Consider the following 13,550-nt stretch of genomic DNA (forward strand, 5'->3'; position numbering starts at 1 on the left):
GCGGCCCGCCCCGTCGAGGCAGGGCGGGCTCACCAGCGGCCGGGCTCCGTACCGGTGACGGGTTCCGAGGGCCGGCCGTCCGGGCCCACCGGGACGTCACCCGTGAGCATCACCCGGTGCATGATCCTGGGGTGCTCGGGGACGACGAGATCGCCGGGAGCGAGATGGATGGTGGCCCGGTTGTCCCAGAAGGCGACGCTGCCGGGCTCCCAGCGGAACCGGACCGTGTACTCCGGGCGGGTGGCCTGTTCCAGGAGCATCTGGAGCACATGCCCGCTCTCGGCGCGCGAGAGCCCGCGGATCTGCTCGACGTAGTAGCCGTTGACGAAAAGCAGCCGCTCGCCGGTCTCGGGGTGCACCCGGACGAGAGGGTGCTCGGTGGCCACCTGGTGGTCCAGCAGATGACGCAGGTACGCGTCGTCGGCGGGCCGCGCCTGGTAGCCGACGCCCAGCCGGTGCTCGGCGCGCAGACCGTCGACGAAGCGCCGTAGGGGCTCGGAAAGGCCCGCGTACGCGGCCGCCAGATTCGACCACTGGGTGTCGCCGCCGTACGGCGGTACGGTCTCGGCCCGCAGGATCGTCGCCGCGGGTGGATCGACGCGGGCACCGTGGTCGCAGTGCCAGCCCCGCAGCAGCGAGTGACGCCTGCGCCGCAGCCACTCGTCGTGGTCCATGCCGTAGCGGCCGCCCAGCTCCAGTCGGTCCGCCGTCGTCTCGACCTCGGGGAAGTCCGCTGGTGAGGCGCTGCCGCGTCTGCCCAGGACGACGGGGTCGCCGAACCGCCGTGCGAGCGCGATGTGCGCGGCGTGGTCCAGTTTCTGGTCCCGGAAGAACACCGCCTTCCAGCGCAGCAGGGCCGACCGGATCGCGGCCACGGCCGCGTCGTCGAGGTCGCCCGCCAGATCGACCCCGCTGATCTCGGCGCCGATGTGCCCGGCGACGGGCCTCACCGAGATCCCCGTACCCCTGTCCGTCGTCATACGGCCTCCGTCGGTCGTGGAAGCGGAGCTCACGGGCCAAGCATCACCCGTCCGGGGCCCGCGCGGAAGATCACCGGGATCCACGGCCCCGCGGAGGTCCACGGCCCCCGGCGGCTCGGGGACCTGCGCTCAGCCGGTCGGCCGCCAGCCGAGCGCCGGGCCCAGCCGGGTCGCGATGTCGGTCACGATCTGCACGTAGTCCTCGTGCTCGAAGGTGAACGGCAGCGCGAACGCCACCTCGTTCACCTCCCGGAACGCGGCATGCGCGTACAGCTGTTCGGCAATCCGCTCGGACGGCCCGACGATGTCCGGGGCGAACAGCATCCGCGCCGGACCCTGCGGCGCCGCCGTGCGAGGGAGCCGCTGGGCCGCGTATGCCTCGTACCTGGCGCGCTGTTCGGGCGAGGCGCTGTCGGTGGGGACGACGACGAGCCCCTGCGAGACGCGGGCGCGGTCGCCGTCGGGGTGGTGGGCGCGGAACGCGCGGATGTGGGAGAGCTGCACCTCCGCGAAGTCCTCCGACTCCTCCGCCTTGACGACGCTGCTGGTCAGCAGGTTCATCCCGTGCTCGCCCGCCCACCGGGCGGAGCGCAGGCTCCCGCCGCCGTACCACATGCGCCTGCCGAGACCGGGGGAGAAGGGCTGCACCCGCTCGGAGAACACCTCGAAGCCCCGCACACCGCTGAAGTCGGTGGCGGGCTTTCCGCGGACGAAGTCCAGCAGCCGCTGCACGCGTTCGTAACCGAAGTCCTCGAGGTCGGCGGTGTGCGGGTGGAGCGCCTGCTTCACATGGTCGTAGTGCATCGGCGGCCCCACACTGATCCCCGGGTTGAGCCGCCCCCCTGAGAGCACGTCGACGGTCGCCAGATCCTCGGCCAGCCGCAGCGGATTCTCCCAGCCCAGCGGGATGACCGCCGTGCCCAGGCCGATCTGGCTGGTGCGCTGGGAGGCGGCCGCGAGCACCGCGACGGGTGAGGAGATCCCGTACTGCAGATGACGGTGGCGCACCCAGGCACTGTCGAAGCCGAGCCGCTCGCCCAACTCGATGAGCTTCAGCGTCGACTCGTGCCCACGGCGGGGATCGGCCTCGTCGAACAGGCCGATGGTCAGAAAGCCCAGCTTCGCCAGTGGTGTCGAGGTCGGCGGCACAGAGCTCCTCCGAGGTCCGGGATGTTCCCGGCATACGCCCGGAACACGTTCGATTGTCGCAGGTGATCGTTGCGCGGGCGTGACGGAAGTGTGTTCCGGCCGCACCGGGCCCCGCGACCGCTGCCTTCGACCTCCCCTCCTCGACCGGTCCTGCCGGGTGCGGTCGAACACTGTTCGCCGCCCGGCAAGGGTTCCGCTGTGTTGTTCTGGGCATGTCAACCCTGGATTTCACCCGCCCACTGCCGCAGTCCACGAGGAGGACGCAGTTGAAAGCCAAGAAGGGCTCCGGATTCCGCAGTGTGTCGTTCGTCGTCGGCAGCGCCGTCGCGCTGGTCGTCGCCTTCCCCGGCATCGCGCTGGCCGCCCCGCCCAGAGCTCTGCCCGCCGACGCGGACGATCTGGAGCAGACCTTCCAGCCGGCCTACGACTACGACACGGACGGCTGCTACCCGACGCCCGCCATCGGCCCCGACGGCACCCTGAACGGTGGCCTCAAGCCCACCGGGGCGCTCAACGGCAGCTGCCACGACGCTTCGGACCTCGACAACACCAACGGCTACAGCCGTTACAAGTGCAACCACGGCTGGTGCGCCATCATGTACGCCCTCTACTTCGAGAAGGACCAGGCGGTGCCCGGCATCAGCCTCGGCGGCCACCGCCACGACTGGGAGCATGTGGTGGTGTGGGTACAGAACAACCAGGCTCAATATGTCTCGACATCGGCGCACGGCGACTTCGATGTCTACGGCCGCGACCGGATCCGCTGGGACGGGACGCACCCCAAGATCGTCTATCACAAGGACGGCATCGGCACCCACTGTTTCCGCCCCGCGAACAGCAACGACGAACCGCCGGAGAACCACCGTCACACCTGGCAGTTCCCGGCGCTCGTGGGCTGGAACGGCTACCCCGCGGGGGTGCGTGACAAGCTGAGTCAGGCCGACTTCGGGAGCGCCCACTTCGGCTTGAGGGACGACAGCTTCGCCGCCCATCTGGCGAAGGCCGAGCCGCCCGGTATCGGGTTCGACCCGAACGCCTGACGGATCCGGTCGGCGTCCGTGAGCGGCGGGCGCCGGCCGGCGATTCCCGGAAGCCAACCGGTGGTCCGGACCAAGTACTTGACACTCCCTCAGTTCACTTCTTGACTCGCGTCTTGGACGTGGCGAACCTGGTCGCCCACCCCTGACACGCCCGCACCGAGGCCGCCTGCCGGGACGTCCCGGCAGGCGGGTCCGCCGCCCCGCCCCGGTGCACACCGCCACGGCGGGGCGGCCTTCTGCGCTCAGGCGCCGCTCTCCCGGAGCATGTCCTCGCGCTCGACGATCTTCACGCGCTCACGGCCCTGCGGCGCGCCGAGCGCCTTCTCCGCGGCGTCGAGGCGGTACCAGCCCTTCCAGGTGGTGAAGCGGATGTTCCGCTCGGCCAGGAACGCGTCCACCGCCTCGGGTGCGGGCGAGGCCGGCGTGTGCAGCCGTCCGTTCGCGTGGTCGACCAGCAGATTGGCCACCGTCTCGTTGGCGTCACCCTTGGTGTGGCCGATCAGGCCCACGGGACCGCGCCGGATCCAGCCGGTGACATAGGTGGACCGCAGATGCTCGCCGCTCTCCTCGACGACCCGCCCGCCCCGGTCCGGCACCGTGCCCGACTCGAGGTCCCAGGGCAGCTTGGGCAGAGGGTCGGACAGATATCCCACGGCACGGTAGACCGCCGTCACGTCCCAGTCCCGGTAGGTCCCGGTGCCCTGGACATTGCCGGTGCCGTCGAGGGCCGTGCGCTCGGTGCGCAGGCCGACGACCCTGCCGTCCTCGCCGATGATCTCGACGGGCGACTCGAAGAAGTGCAGGAACAGCTTGTGCGGCCGGTCGCCGACGTCGCGGATGGCCCAGTTCTCCAGCGTCTTGGCGACCATGTCCGCCTGCTTGTTGCCCCGTCGCGTGGCGATCGAGCCCTCGTCGTAGTCGATGTCCTCCGGGTCGACGATGACCTCGATGCTGGGGGAGTGATCCAGCTCCCGCAGCTCCATCGGGCTGAACTTCGCCTGCGCCGGGCCACGGCGGCCGAAGACATGGATCTCGAGGGCCTTGTTGGCCTTGAGGCCGTCGTAGACGTTCGGCGGGATCTCGGTGGGCAGCAGCTCGTCCGCGGTCTTGGCCAGGATGCGGGCCACATCGAGAGCGACATTGCCGACGCCCAGGACGGCGACCTTCTCCGCCGAGAGGGGCCAGGTCCGCGGCACGTCCGGATGTCCGTCGTACCAGGAGACGAAGTCGGCCGCGCCGTAGGAGCCGTCGAGGCCGATGCCGGGTATGTCCAGGGCCCGGTCGGCCGTCGCGCCCGTGGAGAAGATCACGGCGTCGTAGAACGTGCGCAGATCGTCCAGGCTGATGTCGGACGGGTAGTCGACGTTGCCGAACAGTCGGATCTGCGGCTTGTCGAGCACCTGGTGAAGAGCCGTGACGATGCCCTTGATCCGCGGGTGGTCGGGGGCGACGCCGTAGCGTATGAGCCCGAACGGGGCCGGCATCCGCTCGAAGATGTCGATGGACACACCGGGCTCGGCGGCCACCTCGGACTTCAGCAGGGCGTCGGCGGCGTAGATCCCGGCGGGGCCGGCTCCTACGATGGCTACCCGCAGGCGGCGCGGCATGATGAGGTTCCCTTCGAGCGGTGACGGACAGCTCGTCGGAAACACTAAACTAAGGCAACCCTAACCAGGTACGCGGGTCCGCCCTATGACCCCATAAAGCCGGCTTATGTGCCGAGCCGGAGGCTGCACTCGGCGGGTCGCTCCAAGCGCCACAGCTCACCGGCCGGCAACCGGCTCCGGGGTGAGCAGGAGCATGGTGGCGTCGTCGCGGACGGTGCCGCAGAAGCGCACCAGGTCGTCCCACACCCGCTGGGTCGTCCCGGCGGGATCGTCGTCGGCGAACTGGGGGAGCCGGTCGACCAGCGGGTAGAACGTCCCGGCCGCGTCCCGCGCCTCCCAGATGCCGTCCGAGGCCAGGAACAGCCGGTCGCCCCGTTCGAGCGGCCAGGTGACCTCGTCGTACGGGTCCTGTTCACCCAGCCCGATCCCGAGGGGCGTACCGGACGACACCTGGACCTCGGTGGCCTTGCCGTCGTGGAGCAGCACCGGCGCCGGGCTGCCGCAGGCGATGATCCGTACCCACCGGGCATCGCGGGTGAACTCCAGCAGCACCGCCGTCGCGAACAGTTCCGCGAGCCGGGAGTCCCCCGAGTCCACGAGCAGCCTGCGGTCCAGGCGGGCCGCGACCGACGGCAGGTCGGGCTGGTCGAGCACCGCCTCCCGGAAGGCCCCGAGCAGGGAGGAGACGGTCGCGACCGCCGACAGCCCATGCCCCTGCACATCGCCCATGACCGCCCGTATCCCGGTCGGACCCTCCCGTACATCGAAGAAGTCTCCGCCGACGAGCGTCCCGCGCTGGGCCGCCCGGTACAGGCCGGTGCAGCGGATCGGGCCGACCCGCTCGGGCAGCGGGGGGACCAGTGCGTTCTGGGCCGCCTCGGCCACCGTGCGTTCCATGTCCAGCTGGGCGTCGCGCTGGCTGCGGACATACGACACGAAGACGCTCAGTACGGAGACGAAGATGATGGTGAGCAGGTCCACGCTGCCCGGGTGGTCCAGGTGGAAGGCGCGGGTGTGCTGAATTCCGACGACCAGCGCGCCGAGAAGGGCGGTGGTCGCGGGGCCGTAGGAAAGGACGGCCAGCGGCGGGATGGCTCCGAGGAGGAAACCGATGTCTATCGGCGAGGGTGCGGCCAGGCTGACGACGCCGACGACCACCAGCATGAGCACGGGCAGCACCTTCACCCACCAAGGGGGCGGCGCGCCGCTCAGCCAGCCCCGCCGCTCCCCTTTCCGGTGTGATCGATGGGCGCCGAGGCTCTTCACATCCCCTACGCTCCTACGCGAAGCCGCCTGCCGCAATGCCGACCGAGGCGGCGGATTCGCCCGAACGCCCTGGTGAGCGGCCCGGGCGACCGGTACGGCGACTGCTGGAACGGGGCTGCCGCCGACGGGTCACGCGGGACGTATCGCGCTGTGGATCGCCGCCTCCCCGGCGTAGAAGACCGACTCCTCGCGTATCAAGGCGCCCGGGCCCGGCGCGTGGATCATCGTGCCGCCGCCGGTGCACAGGCCGACGTGGCCGGCGTCCTGGTTGAAGAAGACGAGGTCACCGGCCTGGATGTGGGCGAGGGGGATCACCGTGCCGACGCCCGCCTGATCGCGGGCCGTACGAGGAAGGGTCACCCCGGCGGCCTTCCAGGCGGCCTGGGTCAGACCGGCGGCGTCGTACGAGTCCGGTCCGGCTGCGCCCCAGAGACTGGGCCGCCCGATCTGCGCACGGGCGAAGGCCACCGCCTTCGCGGCCTTGGTGTCATACCCCGGCTCCTGCATCCCACCGGTGCGAAGGAGGCCCCCGGCACCGGGCATGGCATCGGTGCCGAACAGTTCGGTGGTGAGGGGCGGCGGGGGCGCGGTCAGGAGCGGTTCGGTGGTCAGGAGCGGTTCGGTGGTGGGGAGCGACGGGAGCGCGGTGAGCAGCGGTTCGGTGGTGGGGAGCGGCAAGGGCGCGGTCAGGAGTGGTTCGGCGGTGGGGAGCGATGGGAGCGCGGTGAGCAGCGGTTCGGCGGCGGGGAGCTGCTGCTGCCACGGCTCCTCGACCGCACGGCCGAGCTGCCCCTCCCCCGTGCGCCAGGTGTCCTCGGCGGGCCGGGACTCGATCGCCGGGAGTGGCGTGGCGTGCCGTGCGATGTGCCGCGCCAGCAGGTCACGGGCCGCGGCGAGCTTCCGCTGATTGCGCTCCTTGGCGGTCCCCGGCGTGGACGGCCCGGGCCCGGCGACCGGTGCGGGCAGAGCCCTGGACGTCTCCAGGCGCTTCTCGGGGACCGCCGGCAGCGCGGCCACAGGGCCGGCGGTCAGTTCCGCCACGGGAGCCCCGGTCCGTTCCGCCGCGGGGCCGGCCGTCAGTTCCGCCACGGGAACGGCCGTCAGTTCCGCCACCGGGCCCGCGGCCGGTCCGGCGGTCAGTTCGCGCACGGGCCGGTCGGCCATCCCCAGCTCACGGCGCACGAGGTCGCTCCCCGGACGCTTCGCCGAGGCCGAGGACCGGGCAGCCGCCGGGCCATCCGGCATTCTGTCGGCGGGCAACGCGGCCGGAACGGTCGGACCCATCCTCAGGCGTGCCGCCTCGAACCACTGCTTGGCCACGTCGTCGAGGACCGGATCGGCACGGCGCCGCTCCCCGCCGAACACCGCGTTGGCGCCTCTCCGCATCCCCGTCGCCGCCGCGCGCGTCGCATTGAAGGTTCCGCTGTCGGTCTCCGCGCGGTCGTACAGGTTGTGGATCCGCTGCTGGACCTCGTCGCGGCTCGGCCCGTCGTCCTCGGTGAACCTGCGCATGCCGGGAAGGCCGAAGCCTCCGGGGCCCGGGGTTCGCTCCGGCGCCATGGGGTCGTACTCCTTCCGTGCTCCGCCTACCGGGTTAGCTGTCGGGTTCGGGCGGACGGATCCGGAAGGCGTGCCCTACGGCCCCTGCCCCGCCGGGCAGTTGGACCGATTCACCCCGTGGTCGGTTGGGTCCCCGGTTCCGGCTGCACTCGGGGTGCACCGGATTCGGCGGAGGCCGTGCAACCCGGCGCGGTTCGCCGGAGGCAGTTGCGTGGCCCATGCGTCAACCTAGCCAACTTGTGTGCCTGGCGTGAAGATTGAAGCGCGAAATGTCCGATACCTATGTGTGAATTTCGTCTTGGCGTTCCAGTGGAGCTTCCCTCTTTCCCGGTCCGTGCCTCCACCCGACGCCGGTTTCCGGCCGGAGGCGAGTGCGAGCCATCCGGGCGCCGCGCCGATGACGGTGGGCGGCGCCCTGGCCCGGCATGATGAGGCGGAGCGATCAGGAAGGTCATCCCCATGCGACGCACGTCCAAGGCGGACGACTCCGAAGGCCGTGCACGCCTCGCCGGGCGCCGGGCCCGGGCCGACTACACCGGCGGTGTCTACGGCTCTCTGCTCGCCGCCTCGGTGGTGGTGGGCGCCGGGACCAACGGCCCTTTGCCGCGGGCGGAATTGGTGGCGCTGCTGATGAGCACAGGCGTGGTGTTCTGGGTCGCGCATGTGCACGCCCAGTTGTTCGGCGCACGCCTGGCGCAGCCGAGTCTGGACCGCCGGACCGTCCTGCATGTGTGCCGTGACGAGTGGCCGATCGTCAAGGCAGCCGTCCCGCCGGCTGCCGCCGTCGCCGTCAGCCCGCTGCTGGGTCTGGACGTGCGGGGCGGGGTCTGGCTGTCGCTCGCCGTCGCCGTGGCCGGGCAGGTGGGCTGGTCGGCGGCCGGCGCGCGCCATGCCGGTGCCTCCTGGCGCCTCGTGGTCGTCGCCGCGGCGATCAACCTCGTGATCGGCCTGCTGGTCATCGCGTGCAAGCTCGCCCTGAAGGACTGACCGCGCGGGCCGACGGCCTTTCGGGTATATGAGGGGACCGCGGATGCGGCGGGTTCCGTCAGCCGGTGTCCTGCGGCAGGCTCCCGGGCCGGTGACGGAACCCGTCGGCATGAATGATCCGCGGGTGCGGACGGGCGTGGTCTTCGCTCGGGGTGCGGTGGAGCGCGATGAGCGCGGCATCGTCGTCGAGGTGTCCGCCCGTGTGGGCGAGGAGGTCACGCCGTAGCCGGTGCAGCAGCGACTCCGGGCTCTCCTCGGTCCACTCCGCCGCACGGTCCGCGAGCGGATAGAAGCGGCCGTCGACGTCCCGGGCCTCGATGACGCCGTCCGTGTACAGCAGCAGGGTGTCGCCCGGCTCGAAGGAGAACACGTCCAGGTGGTAGTCCTCCGCGTGTGCCGAGCCGATTCCCATCGGCGGGGCGGGGTGCACGCTCGGGACGGTGACCACGTGACCGGGGCTGAGCAGCAGCGGCGGAGGGTGCCCGCAGCTGGTCATGCGGGTGACGGGGTCCCTGTCGGGGATCTCCATCAGCAGGGCGGTGGCGAAGCGTTCGCCCGACTCCTCCGGCGGCTCGAAGTCGGCCAGATAGCGGGTCACGCTCTGCTCCAGGGTGGCGGCCAGCTCCAGCAGGGACGTCTGCCGGTGGCCCGCCTCTCGGAAGGCGCCGAGCAGCAGGGCGGCCTCACCGATGGCGGAGAGGCCCTTGCCGCGGACGTCGCCGATCATGACACGCACCCTGCTGTCGGCCTGGGTGGCGGCGTAGAGGTCACCGCCGATCTGCGCCTCGTCCTCGGCCGCCAGGTAGAGGCAGGCCACCGTCAGGGGGCCGATGCGTTCCGGCAGCGGCCACAGCAGGACGTGCTGTGCGGCCTCGGCCACCGACCGGACCTGGGCCAGCTGCGCACGTCGCCGGTCCCGGAAGGCGCAGTAGACCACGGTGATCAACGACAGCACGAACAGGGTGAGGATCTGCACGATGTGGTTGGTCGTGGACAGCCCGCCGTGCAGTACGGCGATGAGGACCTGCGCGCCCACCGCCAGCGCCCCGACCAGGCCGGTCAGCCGGGGGCCGGCGAACGAAGGGGTGAGCGCGGGCGCGATCACCAGCGCGGGTCCCAGGTGGATGCTCTCGGGGGAGTGGATGTCCACCACCGTGATCGCCACGATGAGTGCGATGGGAAACAGCAGCAGCGCATGGCTCGACTGCCACGACTGCCGTACCCCGGCGACGACCCCTTGCCGGAATCCCATGCCTACCACCCTGCCTCGCCATCGGTCGCCCGGCCACCGGGTGGGCGTGCACGGCCGGTCCCGGCCGTAAACCCGTCCCTGCTGGGTACTCGCCGCCATGTGCCGGACTCAGGCGGCGGGCCGACGGCCCGTCCGCAGTCGATCAGCCGAGAAGGAGGCGCAGATGAGCACGGTCAAGGAAACGGTCGAGGTCGAGGTCCCCGTCCGTACCGCCTACAACCAGTGGACCCAGTTCGAGGAGTTCCCGAACTTCATGGAGGGCGTCGAGGAGGTCAGGCAGCTCGACGACCGCCACAATCACTGGACCACCAAGATCGGCGGCATACGCCGGGAGTTCGACACCGAGATCGTCGACCAGCTCCCCGACGAGCGGATCACCTGGCGCACCATCAGCGGCGACACGCAGCAGAAGGGCACGGTCCGCTTCCAGCGCGTCGACGACACGCACACCCGGGTGGAACTCGCGATGGACGTCGAGCCCGGCGGCGCCGCGGAGAAGACCGCGGACACGCTGGGGATCATCGACCGGCGGATCAAGGGGGACCTGCGACGCTTCAAGGAGTTCGTCGAACAGCAAGGGCGCGCATCCGGAGCCTGGCGTGGACGCATCCGCCCCGGTGACCCCGGTGCGACAGGCTGAGACCGTGGATCCGCGGCGCCCAGGCGTCTGTGCGCGGCCTGGGCGCCGCGGTGTCTGCGGGCGGCCGGTCCCAGGGACGCCGCGCGGTGGTTCGTGACCCGGACCCCGTCCGCTCAAGGACGCAGAGCGTCGAAATCGACGAGCAGATGGCGCGGGCCGCGCAGCACCGCGTTCTGGCGGTAGGGCGGAGGGTCCTTCACCAGGCGGGGGTTGTCGAGGCGGCGAGCCAGTTCGGACAGGGCGATCTGGGCCTCCAGCCGCGCCAGTGGTGCGCCGAAACAGCTGTGGATGCCGCTGCCGAAGCCCAGGTGCTGAATGTCTTTGCGGTCGGGGTCGAACCGGTCGGGGTCGGTGAAGCGCTCGGGGTCCCGATTGCCCGCGGCCAGCACGAGCCAGATCTTCGAGCCCTTGGGAATGGTGGTGCCGCGTACCTCGATGTCCGCGATGCACGTCCGTTGCGGCACGAGCTGCACCGGCGGCTCGTAGCGCAGCAGCTCCTCCACGATGCCGACGACCAGCCCGGGGTCGTTGCGCAGCCTCTCGAGGTACTCGGGGTGGCGCAGCAGGGTGAGCATCCCGTTGGTGATCAGATTGACGGTCGTCTCGTGCCCCGCGATCAGCAGCAGCACCGCGGTGCTGAGCACCTCCATCGTCGTCATGGGGCCGTCCGGGCCGTGACTGGTCACCAGCTCGGACAGCATGTCCCCGGTGGGTTCCTTGCTCCGCTGCTCCACCAGCTGGGCCAGGTACATGCCCAGCTGCATACGCGCCTCCTGCGCCCCCCGCCGGCGCTCGGCGTCGTCCTTCCCGGTGTCCGGGTCGAGGCCCGCGACGATGGGTTCGACCCAGGTGTGGAAGCGCGGCTCGTCCTCGCGCGGCACGCCGAGCAGTCGGCAGATCACGGTCACCGGGAAGGGGTAAGCGAACTGGTCGACCACATCGATCTGCCGGGCCTGACCGAAGCCGTCGATCAGGCCGGAGACGATCCCGGCGAGCTCGCCGCGCATCGAGTCGATCTTGCGTGGGCTGTGCGGGGGGCCGAAGGGGCGGTTGGCGATCCGCCGCAGCCGGTCGTGCTCCGGCGGGTCCTGCCGGATGAAGCTCGGTGGCAGTCCCGTCTCCGCCACTCCGCCCATCTCGTCGGCGCCCGCGGCAGCGAGATTGGCGGCGTCGGAGCTGATCCTCGGGTCGTGGAGCAGGCTGAGGATGTCCCAGTAGGAGCTCACCAGGTAGGGGCCGCCGTCCTCCTCGTGCAGCACCGGGGTGTTGTGAAGCTCCTTGTACAGCGGGTACGGATTGGCGCGATTGGCGTAGTCGGTGATCTGGCGCAGGAGCGAATGGTGCGTCATGAGGGGTCCTTGGCTCGTGAAGTCCAGGGCGTGAGGTCCGCCGGTCAGCGGCGGGCCGGGCTGAAGACCAGCCGCCGGTCGGCCGGGGAGTAGCCGCTGAGGGTCACGGTCGGGCCGTGGCTCGGCAGGGACGGGTCGGGGAAGTCGGAGGGGATCGGCCGCCGGCCCTCGGGACGGCGGTCGACGGTCGGCGACTCCACCGGGAAGGGCGCGGCCGTCTCGATCTGCCTCTGGTAGAAATCCAGCCACCGTGTGTTGTCGAAGCTCACGGCGGCGATGACCCGTCCCTGGTAGCCGTAGACCCCGACGAAGCGGCGCTCGGCGAGCGACCCCTGCGTGATCATGATCTCCTCGCCCATGGGGGGCACGCCGACCGACTTGATGTTCACGCCGAACTGCGACGACCAGAAGGCGGGCACCCACATGTGCGGGCGCCGGTCGGCGCTGGCACTGATCATGTTGTGCGCGGCGACCTCGGCCTGGCTGACGGCGTTGCCCCAGTGCTCGAGGGACAGGAACTGGTAGCCGAACAGCGGGTGCGGCGACCGAGCGACATCCCCGGCGACATAGACGTCGTCCGTGACGATGCCCCGGAAGTCGAAGGCGCGGCAGCCGGCGTCGCAGGCGATGCCCCGGGGACCCGCGCCGAGCCCCGACCCGGTCAGCCACTCGGTGTTGCGGGTCGCGCCGAGCGCGACCACCACCACGTCCGTCTCGATGACGGCGCCGTCGGAGAGATGGGCGGACCGCACCCGGCCCGCCGGGTCGCCCTCCAGGGCGGTGACCGTGACGCCGGTGCGCAGGTCGACGCCGTTCTCGCGGTGCAGTACCGCCGCCACCGCGCCGATGACACCGCCGAGGGCGCCCACCAGGGGCGCGCCTCCGCGCTCGGCCACCGTGACCGCGATGCCCTGCTCGCGGCAGGCGGAGGCGATCTCCGAACCGGTGAAACCGGCGCCGATGACGAGCACACGGCGGGGCGAGGCCCTCAGCCGCTGCTCAAGCCCGACCGCGTCGTCCCGGGTCCGCAGTACGAACACGCCGTCCAGCTGGGCCTCCGCCTCCTTGGGCCAGGGCCGGGCGCGTACGCCGGTGGCGATCAGCAGCCGGTCGTACTCCACCTCGTCCTCGTCCGCCAGCCGCACCCGCTGGGCCGACAGGTCGAGGCCGGTCGCCGCGACGCCCAGGCGCCACTTGGCGTCGACGTCCCGGCGCCGCGGCAGCGCGGTGTGGCGTGCGGAGGCCTTGCCCAGCAGGACCGCCTTCGACAGCGGCGGCCGGTCGTACGGCTCGTACGGCTCGTCGCCGATCATGGTCAGTGAGCCGGTGAAGCCCTCGGCGCGCAGTGTCTCGGCCGCCCGCAGGCCCGCCAGCGAGGCACCCACGATCACGATCCGTCCCTCGCACCGTAGCCATGCCAGATGGTCGTCAGCAGTCATGGGACGCCTCCTGGCACGCCCAGGCCGGCGGATCGGCCGCGTCGTCCAGTCCCTCGGCCGTGATCGCCTGCACGGGACAGGCCGCCACGGCACGCGTCACCTGCTCCCGCTGCTCGTCGTCGGGGCGTGGGTTGTAGACCAGCGACTCCTCGCCGTGCATGGCGAAGACATCCGGTGCGAGGAAGGCACACTGCGCGTATCCCTGGCATCTGTTGAGATCGACGACAAGCCTCATCACCACTGCGCCCCTTCCGGCGGCAGGTCCGCTGGGCGCCTCATGC

Annotated in this window: 12 protein-coding genes and 1 riboswitch; of the genes, 3 read left to right on the forward strand and 9 right to left on the reverse strand. The window is 71.2% G+C overall.

Annotation, left to right across the window (positions count from 1 at the left end):
- Positions 1-29: 29 nt before the first annotated feature.
- Together LZ604_RS24605 and LZ604_RS24610 are read right to left on the reverse strand one after the other, a co-directional pair.
- Positions 30-980 carry a TauD/TfdA dioxygenase family protein gene (locus LZ604_RS24605; protein WP_234517630.1) on the reverse strand — a complete coding sequence of 317 codons (951 nt, stop codon included), beginning with the start codon at positions 978-980 and terminating at the stop codon, positions 30-32.
- 129 nt (positions 981-1,109) lie between these two features.
- Positions 1,110-2,129 carry an LLM class flavin-dependent oxidoreductase gene (locus tag LZ604_RS24610; protein ID WP_234517631.1) on the reverse strand — a complete coding sequence of 340 codons (1,020 nt, stop codon included), beginning with the start codon at positions 2,127-2,129 and terminating at the stop codon, positions 1,110-1,112.
- A gap of 266 nt (positions 2,130-2,395) precedes the next feature.
- Between LZ604_RS24610 and LZ604_RS24615 the strand changes: the two genes are divergently transcribed.
- Entirely contained in the window at positions 2,396-3,169 is a 774-nt protein-coding gene (locus tag LZ604_RS24615; RefSeq protein WP_234517632.1) for an NPP1 family protein, read from the forward strand.
- Between the two features lie 242 nt (positions 3,170-3,411).
- Here LZ604_RS24615 and LZ604_RS24620 read toward each other — a convergent pair whose 3' ends face one another.
- From LZ604_RS24620 to LZ604_RS24630, 3 genes are all read right to left on the reverse strand, one after another.
- A complete protein-coding gene (locus LZ604_RS24620; protein ID WP_234517633.1) occupies positions 3,412-4,776 on the reverse strand; it encodes an FAD-dependent oxidoreductase in 1,365 nt (454 codons plus the stop codon).
- Between the two features lie 156 nt (positions 4,777-4,932).
- Positions 4,933-5,940 (reverse strand): PP2C family protein-serine/threonine phosphatase, encoded by a 1,008-nt coding sequence (locus LZ604_RS24625; RefSeq protein ID WP_234517669.1) that lies wholly within the window; start codon positions 5,938-5,940, stop codon positions 4,933-4,935.
- A 231-nt stretch (positions 5,941-6,171) separates the two neighbouring features.
- On the reverse strand, positions 6,172-7,602 hold the full coding sequence (locus tag LZ604_RS24630; RefSeq protein ID WP_234517634.1) for a C40 family peptidase: 1,431 nt from the start codon (positions 7,600-7,602) through the stop codon (positions 6,172-6,174).
- 7 nt (positions 7,603-7,609) lie between these two features.
- Positions 7,610-7,783, reverse strand: a riboswitch (cyclic di-AMP (ydaO/yuaA leader).
- A gap of 278 nt (positions 7,784-8,061) precedes the next feature.
- Here LZ604_RS24630 and LZ604_RS24635 point away from each other — a divergent pair.
- Complete coding sequence (locus tag LZ604_RS24635) at positions 8,062-8,589, forward strand: hypothetical protein (RefSeq protein WP_234517635.1); 528 nt, start codon at positions 8,062-8,064, stop codon at positions 8,587-8,589.
- A gap of 58 nt (positions 8,590-8,647) precedes the next feature.
- Here LZ604_RS24635 and LZ604_RS24640 read toward each other — a convergent pair whose 3' ends face one another.
- Positions 8,648-9,841, reverse strand: coding sequence for a PP2C family protein-serine/threonine phosphatase (locus LZ604_RS24640; protein WP_234517636.1), 1,194 nt, complete (start codon positions 9,839-9,841; stop codon positions 8,648-8,650).
- Between the two features lie 163 nt (positions 9,842-10,004).
- Here LZ604_RS24640 and LZ604_RS24645 point away from each other — a divergent pair, with 163 nt between their 5' ends.
- On the forward strand, positions 10,005-10,481 hold the full coding sequence (locus LZ604_RS24645) for an SRPBCC family protein (RefSeq protein WP_234517637.1): 477 nt from the start codon (positions 10,005-10,007) through the stop codon (positions 10,479-10,481).
- A 113-nt stretch (positions 10,482-10,594) separates the two neighbouring features.
- On the opposite strand, the gene LZ604_RS24650 is transcribed toward LZ604_RS24645, so the two are convergent.
- The 3 genes from LZ604_RS24650 to LZ604_RS24660 are packed head-to-tail and all read right to left on the reverse strand — an operon-like array spanning position 10,595 to position 13,504.
- Positions 10,595-11,830: a cytochrome P450 gene (locus tag LZ604_RS24650; RefSeq protein WP_234517638.1), complete on the reverse strand. Its 1,236-nt coding sequence runs from the start codon at positions 11,828-11,830 to the stop codon at positions 10,595-10,597.
- Between the two features lie 44 nt (positions 11,831-11,874).
- The gene (locus tag LZ604_RS24655) at positions 11,875-13,269 is read right to left on the reverse strand and encodes an NAD(P)/FAD-dependent oxidoreductase (protein ID WP_234517639.1); all 1,395 of its coding nucleotides are present in this window, start codon (positions 13,267-13,269) and stop codon (positions 11,875-11,877) included.
- Positions 13,259-13,504 carry a ferredoxin gene (locus LZ604_RS24660; RefSeq protein WP_234517640.1) on the reverse strand — a complete coding sequence of 82 codons (246 nt, stop codon included), beginning with the start codon at positions 13,502-13,504 and terminating at the stop codon, positions 13,259-13,261. The genes LZ604_RS24655 and LZ604_RS24660 overlap by 11 nt, the downstream gene beginning before the upstream one ends.
- Positions 13,505-13,550 lie beyond the last annotated feature (46 nt).

Origin of the sequence: Streptomyces glomeratus (genome assembly GCF_021462825.1) — a bacterium.
GTDB lineage: Bacteria > Actinomycetota > Actinomycetes > Streptomycetales > Streptomycetaceae > Streptomyces > Streptomyces glomeratus.